Here is an 18,724-nt window from a genome sequence, read left to right as displayed (position 1 = left end):
GGCGGCGACGTGAAATCCGGGTGCAGCCGATGAGACGGCTCGACGTACACTGGATGCATCGACCACGGGAAACGTTCCATGCCGCTCAACGAAACCCTGCTGATTGTCCTCGTCGTCCTCGCCGTGCTGGTGCTGTTGTTGCAGCTGGCCATGCTGCTGCGCGGCCGCGGCGACCCCGGCCTGCATGCGAAACTGGACGCGCTGAAGGACGACAGCGCCCGCGTCGAACGCACCCTGCGCGAGGAGCAGCGCGCCGGCCGCGAGGAGCTGCAGCAGGGCTTCGACCGTTTCCGCGGCCATCTCGGCGAACAGCTCGTCGGCACCTCGCAACAACAGGCCGAGCGCATCGACGGCTTCGGCCAGCGCCTTGCCGCGCTCACCGACGGCACCAGCCAGGGTCTGCAGACGCTGGCGCAACAACTCACCGAAGACGCCCGCAAGAGCCGCGCGGAAACCACGCTCGCGCTCAACCAGTTCGGCGAACAGCAGCAACAGCGCTTCGCCGCACTCAGCGCCGAGCACGAGAAACGCATGGGCGAGGTGCGCGCCACGCTGGAGGCCAAGCTCGGCGCGATCCAGAAGGACAACGCTGACAAGCTCGAACAGATGCGCGCCACCGTCGACGAGAAGCTGCAGAGCACCCTGGAAACCCGGCTGGGCCAGTCGTTCAAGCTGGTCTCGGATCGTCTCGAAGCAGTGCAGCGTGGCCTCGGCGAAATGCAGAACCTGGCGATCGGCGTGGGCGACCTTAAGCGCGTGCTGACCAACGTGAAAAGCCGCGGCATCCTCGGCGAAGTACAACTGGGCGCACTGCTTGAACAGATGCTCACCGCCGAACAGTACGAGTCCAACGTGATTACCGTGCCCGGCAGCAATGAACGCGTCGAGTTCGCGATCCGCATGCCCGGCCAGGGCGAAGGCGAACACATCCTGCTGCCGATAGACGCGAAGTTTCCGATGGAGGATTACCAGCGTCTGCTCGAAGCGCAGGAGAACGCCGATATCGAGGCCGCCGGCATCGCCGGCCGCGCGCTGGAACTCCGTGTCCGCGAAGAGGCCAAGCGGATCAAGAGCAAATACATCGCACCGCCGCATACCACCGATTTCGCCGTGCTGTTCCTGCCCACCGAGGGCCTGTTCGCCGAGGTGATCCGCCGCCCGGGACTGTTTGAACTGCTGCAGCGCGAACACCGGGTCACCGTGGCCGGCCCGACCACGCTGAGCGCCCTGCTCAACAGCCTCCAGATGGGTTTCCGTACGCTGGCGATCGCCAAGCGCAGCAGTGAGGTATGGGCGCTGCTCGGCGCGGTGAAGAACGAATTCGGCAAGTTCGGCGTGGTACTGGAAAAGACCCGCAAGCAACTCGACGCCGCGCGCAACAGCATCGACAGCGCCGGCCAGCGCACCCGCGCGATCGAACGCAAGCTGCGCGGGGTCGAGACCCTCTCCGGCGAGGTCACCCAGCAGTTGTTGGGCGATGTGCCGGAGCTGGATGAAGGCGGCGAGGACGACATCGAGATCTGAGCCTGGGTTAACCCCATCGGCAGCGGCGCGACGTTACATCCCATGCATCGATCCGCGATGCATGCCGGAGCCGCCTGATGAAAACCCTGTTGCTTGCCCTGGCCTTCGCGGCGGGCGCGGCCCATGCCGCTTCAGTCTCCGCGGTGGGCCGGCTGGTCGATCTGAATGTATACGACCGCACCAGCCAGCGGACCCTGCCGGTCTACCGGCACGACGGCCGCTACTACATCGCCGGTGAGCCGGGGCATCTTTACCAGATCGGCCTGCGTAATCGTGCCGGTGCCGACGTGATGGCGGTGCTCTCGGTCGATGCGGTGAATGTGATCTCCGGCGACACCGCGGACTGGTCGCAGACCGGCTATGTACTCGATCCGTACGCCGACGCCGACGTGCTCGGCTGGCGCAAGAGCACGTCGCAGGTTGCCGATTTCGTCTTCGCGGATTTCGCGCAGAGCTACGCGGTGCGTACCGGACGCCCCGACAATGTCGGCGTGATCGGGGTGGCGGTGTTCCGCCGCCACCGCGCCTACATCCAGCCCGTGATTCCGGCGCCTGTGGCCGATGCGGCATCCCAGGATGCGTACACGTCCGGATCCGTGCCAGCACCGGCCGAGGAATCCATCGACCGCCCGACCGCGGGTTCCATGGCTGTACCGCAGACTCAGGCCTCAATGAACGGGGCAGCGATGGCCAAAGCCCCGGCTGGCGGTCCGCTCGGTACCGGCCACGGCCAGCGCGAAGAGTCCTCCATCACCTATGTCGACTTTGAGCGCGCCTCCAGCGCCCCTGACGAAGTGATCACGCTGTACTACGACACTTGGGACCACTTGCTCGCCCGGGGGATAGTGCAGCAACGGCGCCCGGCCGCACCGCAACCGTTCCATGACCACTTCGTACCCGATCCCTGAGCGCCGACGCACTCTTGCTTGACGCATTCGCTAAACTGGGGAATCCGCAGAACCGAAGGAATCTCCATGAGCGACCAGCGCGACGTCACCCAGCAACAGGCCGAGGACGCCGTGCGCACCTTGCTCCGCTGGGCCGGCGAAGATCCCGCGCGCGAAGGCCTGCTCGACACGCCCAAGCGCGTGGTCAAGGCGTACCGCGACTGGTTCTCCGGCTACGAGTCCGATCCGGCCGACTACCTGCGCCGCACCTTCAAGGAAGTCGCCGGCTACGACGAGATGGTGGTGTTGCGCGACATCGAGTTCGAGAGCCATTGCGAGCACCACATGGCGCCGATCATCGGCCGCGCCCACGTCGGTTACATGCCGACCAACCGGGTGGTCGGGATCAGCAAGCTGGCCCGCGTGGTGGACGGTTTCGCGCGCCGCTTCCAGGTGCAGGAAAAGCTCACCGCGGAAATCGCCCAGTGCATCCAGGACACCCTGGACCCGGCCGGCGTGGCGGTGGTGATCGACGCCAGCCACGAGTGCATGACCACCCGCGGCGTGCACAAGCGCGGCGTGTCGATGGTGACCAGCCAGATGCTCGGTGCCTTCCGCGACGACGCGCGCACCCGCGCCGAGTTCCTGCAGTTCATCGGCATCCACGGCGGCCATCGTTGATCCGCCATCTGCTCGTCGTCGCGGCACTGTTGTTGCCGCTGGCAGCGCTCGCGCAGGACTCGCGCGCCGATTACCTGCGGCAATTCGACAGCAACGGCGACGGCAAGGTCAGCGAAGCCGAATACGTGGCCTACATGAGCCGGGGCTTCGAGCGCATGGATACCAACCACGATGGCGTGCTGGAAACCAGCGAACTGCCGGGCGGTCGCGGGCGGCCGATCACGCTGAAAGCCTTTCAGGACAACCTGCGCCGCCAGTTCCACCGGCTCGACCGCAATCACGATGGTTACCTCAACGCCCGTGAATTGACCGCACCCCCGGGTTGAGCCGGCGGATATCGACCAAGCGGCAAACCGGTCCTAGCTCGAAATCGCCAGCTTCTCGGAACGATACAACTGCACGGTCGCAAGCACCGCGAGGATCACGGTCGCGGTGCTGCCGGCCACGCACAGGCCCAGTTGCTGGCCGGTCACACCATCGCCGCGCAGCAACTGCATGATGCCCAGGTTCTGACCCAGCAGCGGCACGGCATACATCCAGGCCTGCGCCTTGATCGGCATGAACGACAGCAGCAGGCTTGGAATGATCGGCACCAGCATCAGCAACGAGATATAGGTTTGCGCCTCCCGGTAGCTCTTGGCGAACGCCGCCACCATCGACTGCAGCGTGGCCAGCAGCGGCACCAGCGGCAACATCAGCAGCAACACGTTCGCGGCGAAATGCGGACCCAGATCCAGCTCCATGCCGATCCGTTCGGCGGGAACGAGTCGACCGACCACGCCGAAAGTCAGCAACGCAATCAGCAGGCTGGCCAGCGAAAATGCGCAGATCGCGGCCAGCTTGCCGCACAGGATCTGCCAGCGCGGCACCGGGTTGGCGAACAGCGGCTCCAGCGACTGCCGCTCGCGTTCGCCGGCGGTAAGGTCGATCGCCAGGTACATGCCGCCCATGAACAGGGTGATGACGAGGAAGTACGGCAGCATCGCGAACATCAGCACCGCGCGCGATTGCGGCGTGGCCTGGTCGCGCCTGGCTACCTGCAGCGGCCATGCGATAGCGGGCGACAGTCCGCGCGCCACCAGGCGCAACGCGCCCTGCTGCCGGGAGTAACACTCGACCAGCCGGGTCACGCGCTCCACCGCGGCACTGGTGTCGCGCCGCGACGAGTCGAAGAACAGCTCCACCTGTACCGGCTCACCGCGGCGCCAGGCGTTGCCATAGTCGGGCGCGATGCGCAGCACCACGTCGGCATCCTGCCGGCGCACGGTCCGTTCCGGATCGGCGACCGCCGGCCCGGGCACCACGCCGCCCGCTTTCAGTGCATCGATCAGGTTGGGTGCTTGGGCGGCGCCGATCACCGGCACCGGCAACGGCCGGTCGGACTTGTCCAGCTCGCGATTGAGCGACACGCTGAGCAGCATCACGAACAGCAGCGGTCCCAGCAATGGTCCGGTAAGCAGGGCGCTCATCATGGTGCGCCGGTCGCGCAGATTCTCCCGCACCTCCTTGAAGAACACGGTCAGGAAGGCGTGGCGCCGTGGCGTCGTGGGTCCTGTCGCGTTCATGCGGCGAGCCCCTCGTCGCTGCCGATGATCTTCACGAAGGCATCTTCCAGATTCGCCTCGCCGGTCAGCGCGCGCAGCGCGTCGGGCGATTCGTCGGCCACCACGCGCCCGTGCGCGATCACCACGATGCGATCACAGAGCGTGCCCACCTCCTGCATGATGTGGCTGGAAAAAAGCACGCAGCGGCCCTCGGCCTTCAGTCGCTGCACGAACCGGCGCATGGCACGGGTGGCCATCACGTCGAGGCCGTTGGTCGGCTCATCGAGGATCACGTTGCGAGGATCGTGCACCAGCGCACGCGCGATCGCCGTCTTCACCCGCTGACCCTGCGAGAAGCCTTCGGTGCGGCGATCGGCGATGTCGCCCATTTCCAGCGCCGCGATCAGGGCGTCGCCGCGGCTCTTCAGGAGATCGTCCGGCAAGCCTTGCAGGCGTCCGAAATAGTCGATGTTCTCGCGCGCGGTCAGCCGCTTGTACAGGCCGCGCGCATCGGGCAGCACGCCCAGCCGGCGCCGCACGCCCAGGGGATCAATGGCCGCATCGATCGCGTCCACCAGTACCTGGCCGCGATCGGGCGCCATCAAGGTGTACAGCATGCGCAACGTGGTGGTCTTGCCGGCGCCATTGGGGCCGAGCAGCCCGGTGATCTCGCCGTCGCGGGCGACGAAACTCACGCCATCGACGGCTTTCACGCTGCCGAACGCCTTGTGCACATTCCTTGCCTCGATCATGGCGCGGCTCCTTAAGGGGTTGAACCGTTGAAGTCGATGAAGATCGGTGTCGGTTGCAGCCGATCGAGGCAACTCGCGTCCAGCGTCTTCGGGTCGAGCTTCTCCACGAAATGCCGGATCAGTTGCGGCGTGCATCCCGCCGCCATCACGCCGTGCGCCTGGCCCTTGAGCACCAGCACGCGCGCATCCGTCAGACCCTTCGCCACTTCCGCGGCGTAGCGCGGCGGCGTCACCGGGTCGTACTGCCCGGCCAGCAGCAGCACCGGCCTGGCGGACTTCAGCGGCTGGTGGAAATCGGCGGGGCGGGTGCCTTTGGGCCAGACCGAACAGACCGCCTGGAGCGCGTCGATCATGCGCGTGCCGAGAATGGTGTTCGCGTCCTGCGGGCGTGGCGTCAGCAGGTCGGCATCCTCGCTGCAGATCACCGAATACTGCATGCCGCTACCGGCCAGTTCGGACAGCTCGCCCGACAGGATCTTCGCCTGGCCCAGCAGCGGGCCGACGTCGCCACGCGCGGCCGCGTCGATCGACAGCGGCAGCAGCGCGGCGGTCTGCGGGGTATAGGCAAACATGCGCACCACGCTGGCCAGCGCGTTCTCATTCAATACCTGGGTCACGGCCTGCCAGGTCTGCGGGTCGCGAAAGCTGACCTGGTGCGGGTTGGCGCGCAGCGCGTCACGCAGCTGGTACAAGGTCTGGCCAGGATCGCCGAACTTCTTCTTGCACGCGGGCTCGGCCGTGCAGCGGGCGAACTGTGCCTTCAGCGCGTCGTGCAGATTGCTCGCGAAATCTTCGCCAAGCACCAGCGAGTTCGGCACCACGCTATCGAGGACCACGCTGCGCACCGCGTCGGGATGACGCATCACGTACTGCTGCGCCACCCGCGTGCCGTACGACACGCCGACCAGGTCGAACGACGGCGAACCGAGCGCCTTGCGCACCTCCTCCAGATCCTGCACCGCGATGGTGGTGGTGTAGTAGCGCGGATCGGCATGGTTGCCCAGCTGCTTGAGGCAAGCGGCGGCCTCGCGGCGCATCTGCGCGGCATCGAAGCTGCTGTCGTCGTCGCCGGCCAGCGGCTGACCGGCATCCTTGCAGCTCAGCGCGTTGGAGCCGCCGGTGCCGCGCTGGTCGAGCAACAGCACATTGCGATGCGCCAGCAACGGCTGCAGCACCGCCGCGACGCTGGCTGCCGAATCGGTCGCCGCCTGGCCGGGGCCGCCGGCGATGAAAACCAGCATGTCCCTGTTCGCCACCTGCGCACGTGAGCGCAGCACCGCCAGCTTGAGTTTGATGATGCGGCTGTGCGGGTCGGCACGGTTCTCCGGCACCGGGAACATCGCGCACCACGCCGACGTGCTGAGCCCGCTGTTCGGCGAGGTCAGTTCGCACGCCGTCAGGGTCACCTCGCCGAGTTTCCAGGTCGCCGGTTTCGCCGGCGGTTCACGCTGGACCGCCAACGAGGCCGGCGCCGCGGGCTGGCTCTGCTGCTGTTCGCGCTGATCGGCGACGTGATGGACCGCGAGGATCGCCACCGCGATGGCGACCACCACGCCCATGCGCTTGCCGGGTTTCATGCTCACGATTCAGTCCCCGGTTCAAAAATGGTTTCGATCGACTGCCGGAACAGCCGCGCGATCTTGAACGCCAACGGCAGGCTGGGATCGTACTTGCCGGTTTCGATCGCGTTGACCGTCTGGCGCGACACATCCAGCCGCTCGGCCAGGTCGGCCTGCGACCAGCCTTGTGCGCCACGCAGTTCGCGCACGTGGTTGTTCATGGGTTGCGATAACGCCAGGAGACGAACAGCTTGGCGATGCCGAACGTGCCAAACAGGCAGGGCAACACCCAGATCGCTACGGCATCCGGCGCCACCTTCCAGCCGATGCCCGCGCTCAGCAGCAAGCCGAAACTGAAGAAGCCGAACGCGGTCGACATCGCGGCAATCGCAATCGCCTCCAGGTCGATGCGCCGCTCCAGTTCATCCTGGTCGCGAATGACCCGGATCATGGCGCGGATCAGCAGGACGATCGGCAACAGCGGCAGGATCGCCAGCACCGCCCGCGCGGCCACGCTTCCGGTTCGTGGCACCAGCACGCCGTACATCAGGATCAGCACGACATAGCCCAGCATGGCCGGAAAGAACTCGCGCAGATAACGCTTGTGCACGGCGCGCATCGGCTCCGACCGGCTGAAGCGCGCGCACAGCAACCACACCGTTCCGACTCCGGCCGCGACCCATCCCGCGCCCAGCAGCCCCTGGTAACCGGTGAGCGCACCCACCAGCAGGCACGCCACGCCGGCCAGCAAGGCCACGCTACCTGCCCGGGCAAGCGCGCGCTTGGTGGTCAGCGTGGCCGGCGTGGCGGCGGTCGACGACTTCGATGGTTCAGACATGCGGCAACTCCTGCGGGGTTTCAGTGAAACAGTTCTTGGTCACTCTTCAAAGCGACTTCAGGAAATCGTCCAGCACCTGCTGGAATTTCGCCGGCTGATCGAGCATCACGTAGTGCCGCGACGGCGAGATCGACACCACCTTCGCCTGTGGCGCGCCAGCCAGCAGGCTCTCGTAGTACGCGGTCTTCTGCGCCTCGCTCATCAGCATCGGCGGCTGGCTGAAATCCGGCGCGTTGTACGGCGAGATCTCCAGGATGGGCACGTTGGCGTTCTTCAACCCCGGACGCAAATCGGACGCCAGGTCGTCGGCCATGTATCCGGCAGTCGCCTTGATGTCGCTACGTGCGTTCATCGGCGCGTAGCGGGCGGCCAATTGCGGATCGATCACGCCGATGTGCTGCATGTAGACGAGCGCCTGCTCCTTGAATTGTTCCGGCGTGAGCTGCGCCATTTTCTCGCGCGTCTGCGCAGCAACCGCCACGCGCTGCTTCGGGTCGAGGCGCTCCATTCCCGGGAAGACCGGCAGCCCGTCCACCGCAACGACGCCCGAAATCAGCTTGGCGTGCTCGCCGGCAAAGCGCAGGGCAAGCGTGCCGCCGAGGCTGTGGCCGACCAGTACCGGCTTGTCGATTTTTTCCTGCCGGATCAGCTGCAGCAGCGACGCATCGGCACGATCGAACAAGCTGCCACCCTCGGTCGGTGCCGGCACGCCGTCGAAGCCGGCCAGCGTCACCGCATAGACGACATGCGTTTTCTGCAAATGATCGATCGCCTGTTGCCACACCCATGGGCCACCCTCCAGGCCCGGAATCAGGATGATCGGCCGACCGTGGTCGCCGTGACGTTCCACCTTGAGGGTGCCCACCGTGTCGGCGTTGGCTGCCTGTGCATGCAACGCCCCGCCACCGCAAAGCAGCAACGTCGACGAGAGCAGGACGGCCTGCAGGAGAATCTTTCCATTCCGGAAACCGCTTATGCGCATGCTGTTCACCTGATTGTTGATGTCAAGCATCCTTGACATGCGCAGGTTAGGCGATGCGAGAGCTCAATGTCAAGTGAGCTTTACATATTCGATCAGAATCGAGAGTTCCGCGAAATCCAGGTGGAAAATTTGTAATTGAACTGTTAAAAGCATGACCCAAGTCACATTTGGAGTGACCCGAATTTGTCAGGGACGATTCGTTTTACTGACACGAGGGGTCACGTTTCGCAGTGAACGCACTCACCGCAACCCAGTCGCCAAGCCCATGTAACCGCTTGCATGGATAGTTGGCACGCGGATTGCTTATGACTCCATGCAAACCTCAAAAACCCACCCGGAGAATTTCACCATGATGTTCAAGAAAACCCTGCTTGCCGCCGCCATGATTGCCTTCGGTGGCTTTGCCATGACCGCCACCGCCGGCGTCGCCACCGGCACCTTCAAGGTATCGCTGCAGGTCAACGCGGCCTGCGCAGTGAATACCGCCGGTTCCAACATCACCCTGGCTCCCGTCAATGCCGGTGCCACAACCGCCATCCTGCCGGGCACCTTCACGGTCAACTGCTCGAACAAGACCCCGTTCTTCGTCGGTCTGGCTCCAAGCAACAACAACACCGCCGGTGCGGGCACCCTTGCCGGTACCAGTGGCAACTTGGCCACTATCGCCTACGCGCTCTACCAGGATGTCGGCGCAGCCACGCCTTGGGGCAATACCGCTACCTCGAGCAGCAAAGGCAACGGCGAATCGGGCACGGGTGGTGGCATGGCGGCGGGCAAGGCCGTGTCCTTCACGGCGTACGCCAACGCCACCGGCACCACCGACGTGCAGCCGGACACCTACTCCGATACTGTCACGATCAGCGTGAACTTCTGAAACTCCGATGACCCGAGCACCGCTACGACATAGCTGGCGAATCGCCCTGCTCGCCTGCCTTTCGGCGGCGAGCAGCTGGGCAGCCGCCACCGGGCTCCAGGTGTCGCCCACCAGCCTCAGCCTGAAGGCGACGCAAAACGCCGACGGACTGTGGTTGAGCAACACCGGTGATGGCGTGGTGCATGCGCAGGTGCGCGTGTACCACTGGACGCAGGACGCGTCCGGCGACCAGCGCACGCCATCGCAGGGCCTGGTCATCAGTCCGCCGATGCTGGAGATCGCGGCCGGCGGCCAGCAACTGATCCGGGTGATTCGGGTCGGGGCACCGCCCAGCGGAACCGGAGCGGTCGAGGATGCCTATCGGCTTGCCATCGACGAGTTGCCGATCGATGCGCCCGACAGCCCCGGACTGCACTTCGTGGTGCACTACTCGGTGCCGGTGTTCGTCGAACCGGTCGGCGCGGCCAACGTGGCGCCGCAACTGCAATGGACGCTGCAACGCGAGGGCCAGCACGCGGTGCTGGTAGTGAGCAACCATGGCAACGGCCACGCGCAAGTGGCCGATGTGTCCTTCGTCGACGCCGCGGGCCGTCGCACCACGATCGATCCCGGGCTGCTCGGCTATGTGCTGCCCGGATCGACCATGCACTGGGCATTGAAGCCGTCCACCGCAGTGTTCTCCCAAGGCGGTACTCTCGAGGTCTTGATCAATGGTCAGAAGACAACGCAAAACCTGTCGCTGGCCGGCGGATCTCCTTAAGGGATTGCTGTTGCAGGGTCTGCTGATCCCTGCCGGTCACGCCGCGATGAACCCGGATGCCGCGCTCCCGGCCTTGCTCGCCGATGGCAATGGCCACTCGCCCATCCCGGGCATCAGCGACCTCTACCTCGACGTGACCCTCAACGGCACCCATATCGGTCTCGCCCATTTCGGTTATCGCGACGGTCAGCTGTGGGCCAGTCAGGCGACCTTGCACGAGCTCGGCTTCGCCCTGCCCGCGGGCAGCGCCGATCCGGCGCGGCTGGACAGCCTGCAAGGCCTGAAGGCGAGCTACGACGCCAGCCAGCAGACCCTGAACCTCACCGCACCGCTGCAGCTGCTGAAGCTGGGCACCACGATGCTTTCCACCGCCGCCAACCAGCGGCCGACACCCAGCGTCTCGCCCGGCGCGCTGCTGAACTACAACCTCTACGGCACCTACGGCACGCACGGCACCAGCAGCCTCAGCGCCTTCGCCGAATTGCGCGCGTTCAATGCCGCCGGCGTGTTCAGCACCACTTCGCTCACGCAGGACAACCACGCCGACGACGGCACCTCGCAAAGCCGCTCGGTGCGCCTGGATACCAACTGGAGCATGTCGTTTCCCCAGCACCTGCTGACCCTGCGCTTCGGCGACACCCTCACCGACGCCCTGAGCTGGTCGCGCTCCACGCGCATCGGCGGCGTGCAGTTCGGCACCAACTTCGGCCTGCAACCCTATCTGGTCACCGCGCCGCTGCCTGCCTTCATCGGCTCGGCGACGATGCCCTCGTCCATCGATCTCTACGTCAACGGCCTGCGCCAGTACAGCGGCCAGGTGCCCACCGGCCCGTTTCAGCTCAGCACCATTCCCAACATCAACGGTGCGGGCAACGCCCAGGTGGTGCTTACCAACGCGCTGGGCCAGACCACCACGCTCAACTTCTCGCTGTATGGCGAGAACCAGTTACTGCGCAAAGGCCTGTCTGACTGGTCCGTGGAACTCGGCAAGGTGCGCGAGAACTACGGCGTGGATTCGTTCGACTACGGCAACGACGCGGTGGGCAGCGGCACCTGGCGTTACGGCGTCAGCAACAATTTCACCGCCGAAGCGCATGCCGAACTCACCTCCGGGTTGAGTGACGCCGGCGTGGGCGGCATCTGGCTGCTCGGCGAGCGTGGCGGCGTGCTGTCTGCCTCGCTTGCTCGCAGTGCATACCACGGTCAAAGTGGCGAGCAGTACAGCCTGGGCTACAACTGGAGCAATGAGCGCTTCAATGCCGGCTTCAACAGCACCCGCACCCATGGCGATTACCGCGATCTGGGCACGCTGTACGGCTCGGTCATGCCACGCATCAGCACGCAGGGTTACCTCAGCTACAACTTCAACCGCGTCGGCAATTTCGGCGTCAGCTACATCAAGCTGGCCATCCCGCAGCAGGCCGCGCAACGGTACGGCAGCGCCTACTGGTACAAGTCGCTGGGCCGCTGGGCCATGCTGAACCTCAGCGTCAACCAGGATCTGGACAACTCGCGCAACCGCACCGCCTTCGCCATCATCACGCTGGCGCTTGACCACAACATCTCGGTCAGCGGCAGCCTGCAACGCGAGAACGGCCGCACCGGCCTGGCGCTGAACGCCACGCAGTCGCTGCCCAGCCAGGGCGGCCTGGGCTGGCGTGCATCGCTGAGCCAGGGCGACGGGCAGAACGGTGGCCAGGGCGAACTGGACTATCTGGGCCGCTACGGCCAGGTGCAGGCGGGCGGCTACGATATCGGTGGCACCCGCTACGGTTATGGCGGCGCCATGGGTTCGCTGGTGCTGATGGGCGGCGACCTTTTCGCGGCACGGCAGATCAACACGGGTTTCGCCGTGGTTTCCACCGAGGGTGTAGCCGGCGTGCCGGTAAGCCTGCAGAACAATCCGATCGGCACCACCGACAGCAAGGGCATGCTGCTGGTGACCCCGCTCAACGCCTACCAGAACAACAAGCTCAGCATCGACCCGATGAGCCTGCCGGCCGACACGCGCATCGACCGCGTGAACATGGACGCCACGCCCACCGATCGTGCCGGCACGCTGGTGAAGTTCGGCATCGTGCCCGTCCGTGCCGCCTCCGTTATCCTGATGGACGAGGCCGGCAAACCGTTGCCGGTGGGCAGCTCGGTGCAACTGCACGGACATGCCGGTGAACCCGCCCTGGTCGGTTTCGACGGCGCGGTCTATCTGGATACGTTGGATACGCACAATGAGCTGGACGTGACGACGCCGACCGGCGCCTGCCATGCGAATTTCGACTACCGTAAGCAAAGCGGCGGCATCCCGCAGATCGGGCCGCTGAGCTGCCGCAAGGTGAAGCCATGAACAAGTCGCTGCTGCGCTTTCTTGCCGTCCTGTTGCTGGCCGTGGGCGGTCTGCTCCACGTTGCGCCTGCACGTGCCGCCGGCGGCATCAGCTGCACCTCGGCCAACATGAGTGCGGTGAGCTTCGGCACGGTGAACGCGTTGTCGAGCCTCAGCACGACCACGGCCACCCTGACCTATTTGTGCAACAACTCCGACAAGAACAATACCCATTCGGCCACGATCTGCTTCAGCATCGGCGAGCCCGGGGGAGCACAGACCAATCCGCGCCAGATGAGCAGCGGCACCAACAAGCTGAACTTCCAGCTCTACCAGGATCCCAGCTACACCCAGGTCTGGGGCAGCCAGTATTTCGGCTCCTTCCTTACGCCCCTCGCGGTGAATCTCACGCTCGCCAAGGACGCATCCACAAACAATGCACAAGCCACGCTGTACGCCCAGGTGCTCAGCGGACAGACCACGGCAGCGGCAGGCAGCTATACCGACAGCTACCAGAACGGCGACACGGCGGTCACGGTCAACGATGTCCAGGGCAGCACGGCCCCGGGCAGCTGCGGCGGCACCAATGCCAACGTGTTTTTCCCGTTCCTGGTCTCCGCCACGGTACAGAAGAACTGCACAGTGGCGGCCAACGACCTCACCTTCAATGCCGTCGCCGCCGGCACGGCCACCGCCCCTGGCAATACCACGCTGAGCGTCACCTGCACCGTCAGCACGCCTTACACGGTCGGCCTGGCGCCGCTGAACGTGACCAGCACAACCGGGCTTGGCACCATGAAAGGTACCGGCAGCAACACGAACACGGTGCAGTACCAGCTCTACTCGAATTCGGGCCTGACCCAGGTCTGGGGCAACACGGCTGCCGTGGGCAGCACGGGTAACGGCGTGGCCGGCAGTGGTACCGGTTCGGCGCAGTCCCTGACTGTCTACGCCAAGACCACCACGACCACCGATGTCACACCCGACACCTATTCGGACACGGTCCAGGTCAACGTGAACTATTGAGGCGCCACCGTGACCGTTTTCCGACTGCCCTTCCTGTTGTTGCTGCTGCTCGCCGGCGCCCTGCTGATGCCGGGAACCGCGCGCGCGCAGGTGAGTTGCACGGCCACCCACCCCACCCTCAACTTCGGTACCATCAAGGTCAGCACCACTTCCGGTGCATCCGACAACGGCTCCATCGGCTACCGCTGCCAGAATACCGCTGCCGCCACGGTCGCCTTCACGCTGTGCGTGGCGATCGGCACGCCGAGCGCGCCGGGCACGCCTAATCAACCCGTGTTGCTGGGCCCAAGCGCCAGCACCCTCGACTTCAACCTCTCTGCCGATCCACTGTCCAGCGACACCTGGGATGCGACCCACCCGTTATCAGTACCGCTATCGGTAGCGGCACGCGCCACGCTGACCGGCACCATCCCCTACTACGGCCACATTCCCGGCAATCAGATCAGCGCGGTAGCGGGAACCTATCGATCGAACTTCCGCCCCACCAAGCTCGGCTACCTCGCCGGATCCAGTTGCGGCGCCGAGCCAGGTTATCGGTTCACCAGTTTCACTCTCAGCGTCCAAGCCCAACTGGGCAATGCCTGCGTGGTCAGTGCGGGGCCCAATCTGATCTTCGGCAGCGCGGGCGGTGTGGCGGCTGGCACGCCTACCGTCAGCGGCAGCGACAACATCGCCGTGACCTGCCCGAACAAGACTCCCTACAACGTGGGTCTGCTGCCTTCCGACGGCGACACCAGTGGCATGGGCATCATGAAGGGAACCAGCGGCGGTACGGACATTGTGCAGTACCAGCTCTACCAGGATCCGGCCTTGAGCACGGCTTGGGGCAGCACCGCCACGCGCACCGTCACTGGCAATGGCGTGCATGGTACCGGCAACGGCAACGCGCAGCCGCTGACCGTCTATGCCCAAACCACCAGCAGCACCGATGTCACGCCGGACAGGTACGCGGACACCGTTCAGATCAATGTGAACTACTGAACAACGCTCAGTAGACGACCCGCACCACGGCCGCATCGGCATAATCACCGGGCATCACGTTCTGCCCCGCGGGCACGTTGCCGGAGAGCTGTAGACGAATGGGCTGCGCCCCTTGGCCGGATACCGCGATCGATGCACCAGCCGGCCACGCCCGCCCGTTGGCCTGCACGGTATACGCCACCCTTGCGCCAGCCGGCCCCGCCAGCGTGCGGTCACCGTCGAGATAGACGGCCACCGGGATGCCTCGGGTGCAGCTCACGTCAATGACTCCCGGCGTGGCGGTGCCCGTGGCCGAGCCTCCGGCCGTGTAGGTGGCGAAGACCAACGGCCGGGTTTGCACCGTGCAGGAGGCCACGACCCGCAGGGAAATCTGCAGAACACCGGTGGTTTCTTTCGCGACGATCAAGGCAGGCAGGCAGAGGCCCAGCAAAAGTATGCCTTGCAGCAACCGCACCGGCATTGATCGTCGAATCCGCTGCCCCCCCGCCTTAGCTGGCGGGGGCTCGCACACGGACTCGGTGACGCGCCTCATCGGATATCGGCTCGCCGCTGCCAGCCGCGGATTGCGGCCCGTTTCGACGGCGAAACCACCCACTGGCAGAAAATCGGTCGCCAACGTCATACCAATAACCTCCGCATCCCACTCCCATGGCAGGGCATCCCGAGTGATGTCGGCACCAGATAGCGAAGTCTTTAGGGAAGTCTTTAGGACAGGGGTTCGGATATTTGATGTCTCGTGGCCCAATAATGTGCGCACGAACACATAAAAAACGCCTACCGAATCACATTCCTGGATGAGCCGCGCATCATGCGAGGAGACGAACGGGGTCACTATTTCGCCGCCCGGGTCAATAGGCGCGCAGTTGCCGTTCCCCGATCATGCCGAAGAGCAGTTTCCCGCCTGGTTCCCGACCACCAGCCGTTGTGTTTCATGCAACGCCAAGATCGCACCAGTCACCGTTCTGGCAAGGGCCGCATCAGCGGCCCTTGCCGCTTGCCAAACACTCATCGGTCATCGCGGATCCCGTCCAGGTGCGCGTCATGCGTCGCACAGAGTCCGGGCTTGAAGCCCGCCTCTTGATAGCTCGGTCCGCATGCGGTCCTGCGTTCAACACGAGTGCCAACGGTCGCGACCTTCCAGAGTCACTGGCTCGAAGCCAAGCCCCGCTTCCGGCCTGCGACCGCCAGCGTGATCAGCCGAAGGCGCGCGTCGGATCGAACGTCGTGCCTTCGTGTGGCATGTGGTAGCAGGCAAGCGAGCTTGTGCGCCACCGCTTTGATCGCGACGACGCGATCTTTGCGCGCTCGCTTGCACTCGTATTCAGGTCGCGCCTACCGCGACGAGATGTACTTCTCGCGCCTTATCTGCGACACCGGCAGACCGGACTCCTTCAGCGCATTGAACGCCGCGTCGACCATGTTCGGATTGCCGCACAGGTAGGCGATGTCGCGCGCGGGCTCGGGGCCGAGTTCGGCCAGCACGTTCTGCACGTGGCCGCTGCGGTCGGTGGAGCGTGGCACCGCACGCGTCTGCCGGCTCAGGCAACCGTGGAAGATGAAGCCGGGATGGGCGTGCGCGAACGCCTCGAACTCCTCGCCGTAGAGCAACTCGGCTTCGTTGCGCGCGCCATATAGCAGCACCACCTCGCGATCGCCGGCGGCCAGCAGCTTTTCGATCTGCGGCAGCATCGCGCGATACGGGGTGACGCCAGTGCCGGTGGCCAGCAGCAGGTAGCGCGGGTGGGTATCGGTGGCCTGCAGGCAGAAGCGGCCGTAGGGGCCGCTGGCGTCGATGGTGCCACCGTGGGGCAGTTCGCCCAGCAATTTCGTCGCCGCGCCTCCCTCCACGTAGCTCACCGCGATCTCGATGCGTTGCACCGGCGAGCTGCCGTCGCCGACGGTGGCCACCGAATAGCTGCGCTTGGTGGCCGCACCGTCGTCGTAGTGGAAGTGCACCTGCAGGAACTGGCCCGGCTGGAACGCCAGCGGCTGGCCGTCGACACGTTCGAACACGAGATGGCGTACCGCCGGGGCGAGCATGACGCTGTCGGCGAGGCGGAGCTGGAAGTGGTCGGCCATGGGGTTCCCGGAACAGTGTGTGCGTCGGGCGGGCCCGGACGGCAAGGGTAAGCCCCGTATAATAAGCGGCTTGACCCTCCTGGCGCAGCCCATGTCCGCACCGCACACCGATTCACCCCCCGCGCTGGTCGTCGACAACCTGCGCAAGACCTACCGCAACGGCGTCGAGGCGCTCAAGGGCGTCAGCCTGACCGTGCAGCCGGGTGACTTCTTCGCCCTGCTCGGGCCCAACGGCGCCGGCAAGTCCACCCTGATCGGCATCCTGTCCTCGCTGGTGAACTCCACCGGCGGCGATGCGCAGGTGTTCGGCGTGTCGGTCAACCGGCAGCGCAGCGAGGCGATGAAACTGATCGGCCTGGTGCCGCAGGAGATCAACTTCAACCAGTTCGAGAAGCCGTTCGACATCTGCGTCAACGAGGCCGGTTTCTACGGCATTCCGCGCAAGCTGGCGGCCGAGCGCGCCGAGAAATACCTGAAGGAACTGCGTCTGTGGGACAAGGCGTTCCACCAGGCGCGCGAGATGTCCGGTGGCATGAAGCGGCGTTTGATGATCGCCCGCGCGATGATGAACGAGCCGAAGCTGCTGATCCTGGACGAGCCGACCGCCGGCGTGGACATCGAGATCCGCCGTTCCATGTGGCACTTCGTCAGCGGCATCAATGCGGCCGGCACCACGGTGATCCTGACCACGCACTACCTGGAGGAGGCCGAGTCGTTGTGCCGCAACATCGCCATCATCGACCACGGCAACATCATCGAGAACACCAGCATGAAGCGCCTGCTGGCGACGCTGGACGTGGAAACCTTCGTGCTCGACGTCAATGAAGCGCCGGGCGAACTGCCCCAGTTGAACGGCATTGCCTTCCGCCGCGTCGACGACCGTACGCTGGAGGCTGAAATGGCGCGCTCGCAGGATCTCAATTCGCTGTTCGCCGCGCTCACCGGCAGCGGCATCACGGTGAACTCGATGCGCACCAAGACCAATCGGCTGGAAGAACTGTTCGTGCGACTGGTCGAGCATGGTCGAAAAGGGCCGGAGGAGAAAGCGGCATGAATGCCTCGATCAACCTCGTCGCGCTGTACACCGTCGCGCGCCGCGAAGTGGTGCGGATCATCCGCATCTGGACGCAGACGCTGATCCCGCCCATCATCACGATGACGCTGTATTTCGTGATCTTCGGCAAGCTGATCGGCGGCCGCATCGGCACCATCGAAGGCTTCCCCTACATGCAGTACATCGTGCCGGGGCTGGTGATGATGAGCATCATCAACAACAGCTACATGAACATTTCCAGTTCATTCTACGGCGCGAAGTTCCAGCGCTCGGTGGAGGAGATGCTGGTGTCGCCGATGGCGAACTGGGCGATCCTCTCCGGCTACGTGATCGGCGCGGTGGCGCGCGGCCTGGTGGTCGGGGCGCTGGTGCTGCTGGTAGCGCTGTTCTTCACCTCGCTGCACGTGGCGCATCCGTTCATTGCACTGGCGGCGGTCACCTTCGGCGCGGTGATTTTCGCGCTGGCCGGCTTCATCAATGCGGTGTTCGCCAGCAAGTTCGACGACATCGCGCTGGTGCCGACCTTCGTGATCACCCCGCTGACCTACCTCGGCGGCGTGTTCTACTCGATCAAGATGCTGGGCGAACCATGGCAGGCGCTCTCGCGGATCAACCCGATCCTGTACATGGTCAATGCGTTCCGCTATGGCATCCTGGGCATCAGCGACGTGTCGGTGGGCTGGGCGTTCGTGGTGATGCTGGTGTTCATCGCGGCGCTGGCGGTAGCGGCCATCCAGTTGCTCAGGCGCGGCGTCGGCCTCAGATCCTGAAAGCAGGAGTGAGGGAGGAGGAGTGAGTGAAAGCCACCACCCGCCACATTCCCCACCTCTCACTTCTCACTCCTCTCCACTCACTCCTGCC

Annotated in this window: 19 protein-coding genes; 11 read left to right on the top strand and 8 right to left on the bottom strand. The window is 65.1% G+C overall.

The window, feature by feature from the left end:
* The first annotated feature begins 78 nt into the window (after nucleotides 1–78).
* From rmuC to B0E47_RS11910, 4 genes are all read left to right on the top strand, one after another.
* On the top strand, nucleotides 79–1,524 hold the full coding sequence (gene rmuC / locus B0E47_RS11925; RefSeq protein WP_077514483.1) for a DNA recombination protein RmuC: 1,446 nt from the start codon (nucleotides 79–81) through the stop codon (nucleotides 1,522–1,524).
* 77 nt (nucleotides 1,525–1,601) lie between these two features.
* The gene (locus B0E47_RS11920) at nucleotides 1,602–2,432 is read left to right on the top strand and encodes a hypothetical protein (RefSeq protein ID WP_077514482.1); all 831 of its coding nucleotides are present in this window, start codon (nucleotides 1,602–1,604) and stop codon (nucleotides 2,430–2,432) included.
* Nucleotides 2,433–2,498: 66 nt separating this feature from the next.
* Complete coding sequence (folE, locus tag B0E47_RS11915; protein ID WP_077514481.1) at nucleotides 2,499–3,092, top strand: GTP cyclohydrolase I FolE; 594 nt, start codon at nucleotides 2,499–2,501, stop codon at nucleotides 3,090–3,092.
* Complete coding sequence (locus B0E47_RS11910) at nucleotides 3,092–3,418, top strand: EF-hand domain-containing protein (protein ID WP_139351469.1); 327 nt, start codon at nucleotides 3,092–3,094, stop codon at nucleotides 3,416–3,418. Before folE ends, B0E47_RS11910 begins: the two co-directional genes overlap by 1 nt.
* 33 nt (nucleotides 3,419–3,451) lie before the next feature.
* Here B0E47_RS11910 and B0E47_RS11905 read toward each other — a convergent pair whose 3' ends face one another.
* From B0E47_RS11905 to B0E47_RS11880, 6 genes are read right to left on the bottom strand one after another with little or no spacing between them, the layout of a single operon-like run.
* Entirely contained in the window at nucleotides 3,452–4,657 is a 1,206-nt protein-coding gene (locus B0E47_RS11905; RefSeq protein WP_077514480.1) for an ABC transporter permease, read from the bottom strand.
* Complete coding sequence (locus tag B0E47_RS11900; RefSeq protein WP_077514479.1) at nucleotides 4,654–5,388, bottom strand: ATP-binding cassette domain-containing protein; 735 nt, start codon at nucleotides 5,386–5,388, stop codon at nucleotides 4,654–4,656. The genes B0E47_RS11905 and B0E47_RS11900 overlap by 4 nt, the downstream gene beginning before the upstream one ends.
* A gap of 11 nt (nucleotides 5,389–5,399) precedes the next feature.
* Nucleotides 5,400–6,965, bottom strand: a complete 1,566-nt coding sequence (locus tag B0E47_RS11895; protein WP_077514478.1) for an alpha/beta hydrolase — start codon at nucleotides 6,963–6,965, stop codon at nucleotides 5,400–5,402.
* Between the two features lie 2 nt (nucleotides 6,966–6,967).
* Complete coding sequence (locus B0E47_RS11890; protein ID WP_174566982.1) at nucleotides 6,968–7,168, bottom strand: helix-turn-helix transcriptional regulator; 201 nt, start codon at nucleotides 7,166–7,168, stop codon at nucleotides 6,968–6,970.
* Entirely contained in the window at nucleotides 7,165–7,785 is a 621-nt protein-coding gene (locus B0E47_RS17275; RefSeq protein ID WP_254422915.1) for a hypothetical protein, read from the bottom strand. Before B0E47_RS17275 ends, B0E47_RS11890 begins: the two co-directional genes overlap by 4 nt.
* Before the next feature lie 46 nt (nucleotides 7,786–7,831).
* Entirely contained in the window at nucleotides 7,832–8,767 is a 936-nt protein-coding gene (locus B0E47_RS11880; protein ID WP_077514769.1) for an alpha/beta hydrolase, read from the bottom strand.
* Between the two features lie 313 nt (nucleotides 8,768–9,080).
* On the opposite strand from B0E47_RS11880, the gene B0E47_RS11875 reads away from it, so the two are divergent.
* From B0E47_RS11875 to B0E47_RS11855, 5 genes are read left to right on the top strand one after another with little or no spacing between them, the layout of a single operon-like run.
* Nucleotides 9,081–9,641 (top strand): spore coat protein U domain-containing protein, encoded by a 561-nt coding sequence (locus B0E47_RS11875; protein ID WP_077514477.1) that lies wholly within the window; start codon nucleotides 9,081–9,083, stop codon nucleotides 9,639–9,641.
* Nucleotides 9,642–9,648: 7 nt separating this feature from the next.
* Nucleotides 9,649–10,401, top strand: coding sequence for a molecular chaperone (locus B0E47_RS11870; RefSeq protein ID WP_077514476.1), 753 nt, complete (start codon nucleotides 9,649–9,651; stop codon nucleotides 10,399–10,401).
* Nucleotides 10,402–10,411: 10 nt separating this feature from the next.
* Nucleotides 10,412–12,745: a fimbria/pilus outer membrane usher protein gene (locus B0E47_RS11865; protein WP_254422914.1), complete on the top strand. Its 2,334-nt coding sequence runs from the start codon at nucleotides 10,412–10,414 to the stop codon at nucleotides 12,743–12,745.
* A complete protein-coding gene (locus tag B0E47_RS11860) occupies nucleotides 12,742–13,749 on the top strand; it encodes a spore coat U domain-containing protein (RefSeq protein ID WP_077514474.1) in 1,008 nt (335 codons plus the stop codon). Before B0E47_RS11865 ends, B0E47_RS11860 begins: the two co-directional genes overlap by 4 nt.
* A 9-nt stretch (nucleotides 13,750–13,758) precedes the next feature.
* Nucleotides 13,759–14,730 (top strand): spore coat U domain-containing protein, encoded by a 972-nt coding sequence (locus tag B0E47_RS11855; RefSeq protein WP_077514473.1) that lies wholly within the window; start codon nucleotides 13,759–13,761, stop codon nucleotides 14,728–14,730.
* 7 nt (nucleotides 14,731–14,737) lie between these two features.
* On the opposite strand, the gene B0E47_RS17270 is transcribed toward B0E47_RS11855, so the two are convergent.
* Both B0E47_RS17270 and B0E47_RS11845 read right to left on the bottom strand, forming a co-directional pair.
* Nucleotides 14,738–15,562, bottom strand: a complete 825-nt coding sequence (locus tag B0E47_RS17270) for a spore coat U domain-containing protein (protein ID WP_254422913.1) — start codon at nucleotides 15,560–15,562, stop codon at nucleotides 14,738–14,740.
* A gap of 500 nt (nucleotides 15,563–16,062) precedes the next feature.
* Nucleotides 16,063–16,809, bottom strand: a complete 747-nt coding sequence (locus tag B0E47_RS11845; protein WP_077514472.1) for an FAD-binding oxidoreductase — start codon at nucleotides 16,807–16,809, stop codon at nucleotides 16,063–16,065.
* Between the two features lie 91 nt (nucleotides 16,810–16,900).
* Here B0E47_RS11845 and B0E47_RS11840 point away from each other — a divergent pair, with 91 nt between their 5' ends.
* Nucleotides 16,901–17,863 carry an ABC transporter ATP-binding protein gene (locus B0E47_RS11840; RefSeq protein WP_077514471.1) on the top strand — a complete coding sequence of 321 codons (963 nt, stop codon included), beginning with the start codon at nucleotides 16,901–16,903 and terminating at the stop codon, nucleotides 17,861–17,863.
* Entirely contained in the window at nucleotides 17,860–18,633 is a 774-nt protein-coding gene (locus tag B0E47_RS11835) for an ABC transporter permease (RefSeq protein ID WP_077514470.1), read from the top strand. Before B0E47_RS11840 ends, B0E47_RS11835 begins: the two co-directional genes overlap by 4 nt.
* The last annotated feature ends 91 nt before the right edge of the window (nucleotides 18,634–18,724 follow it).

The organism is Rhodanobacter sp. B05, from assembly GCF_002001085.1.
In the GTDB taxonomy this organism is placed as follows: Bacteria; Pseudomonadota; Gammaproteobacteria; order Xanthomonadales; family Rhodanobacteraceae; genus Rhodanobacter.
This window is presented reverse-complemented; position numbering and strand designations above follow the sequence as displayed.

Excerpts from the sequence above, each read along its gene's own strand:
- rmuC (WP_077514483.1), top strand. The coding sequence starts at position 79 with ATGCCGCTCAACGAAACCCTGCTGATTGTCCTCGTCGTCCTCGCCGTG.
- B0E47_RS11920 (WP_077514482.1), top strand. The coding sequence starts at position 1,602 with ATGAAAACCCTGTTGCTTGCCCTGGCCTTCGCGGCGGGCGCGGCCCAT.
- folE (WP_077514481.1), top strand. The coding sequence starts at position 2,499 with ATGAGCGACCAGCGCGACGTCACCCAGCAACAGGCCGAGGACGCCGTG.
- B0E47_RS11905 (WP_077514480.1), bottom strand. The coding sequence starts at position 4,657 with ATGAACGCGACAGGACCCACGACGCCACGGCGCCACGCCTTCCTGACC.
- B0E47_RS11900 (WP_077514479.1), bottom strand. The coding sequence starts at position 5,388 with ATGATCGAGGCAAGGAATGTGCACAAGGCGTTCGGCAGCGTGAAAGCC.
- B0E47_RS11895 (WP_077514478.1), bottom strand. The coding sequence starts at position 6,965 with ATGAAACCCGGCAAGCGCATGGGCGTGGTGGTCGCCATCGCGGTGGCG.
- B0E47_RS11890 (WP_174566982.1), bottom strand. The coding sequence starts at position 7,168 with ATGAACAACCACGTGCGCGAACTGCGTGGCGCACAAGGCTGGTCGCAG.
- B0E47_RS17275 (WP_254422915.1), bottom strand. The coding sequence starts at position 7,785 with ATGTCTGAACCATCGAAGTCGTCGACCGCCGCCACGCCGGCCACGCTG.
- B0E47_RS11880 (WP_077514769.1), bottom strand. The coding sequence starts at position 8,767 with ATGCGCATAAGCGGTTTCCGGAATGGAAAGATTCTCCTGCAGGCCGTC.
- B0E47_RS11875 (WP_077514477.1), top strand. The coding sequence starts at position 9,081 with ATGCAAACCTCAAAAACCCACCCGGAGAATTTCACCATGATGTTCAAG.
- B0E47_RS11870 (WP_077514476.1), top strand. The coding sequence starts at position 9,649 with ATGACCCGAGCACCGCTACGACATAGCTGGCGAATCGCCCTGCTCGCC.
- B0E47_RS11860 (WP_077514474.1), top strand. The coding sequence starts at position 12,742 with ATGAACAAGTCGCTGCTGCGCTTTCTTGCCGTCCTGTTGCTGGCCGTG.
- B0E47_RS11845 (WP_077514472.1), bottom strand. The coding sequence starts at position 16,809 with ATGGCCGACCACTTCCAGCTCCGCCTCGCCGACAGCGTCATGCTCGCC.
- B0E47_RS11840 (WP_077514471.1), top strand. The coding sequence starts at position 16,901 with ATGTCCGCACCGCACACCGATTCACCCCCCGCGCTGGTCGTCGACAAC.
- B0E47_RS11835 (WP_077514470.1), top strand. The coding sequence starts at position 17,860 with ATGAATGCCTCGATCAACCTCGTCGCGCTGTACACCGTCGCGCGCCGC.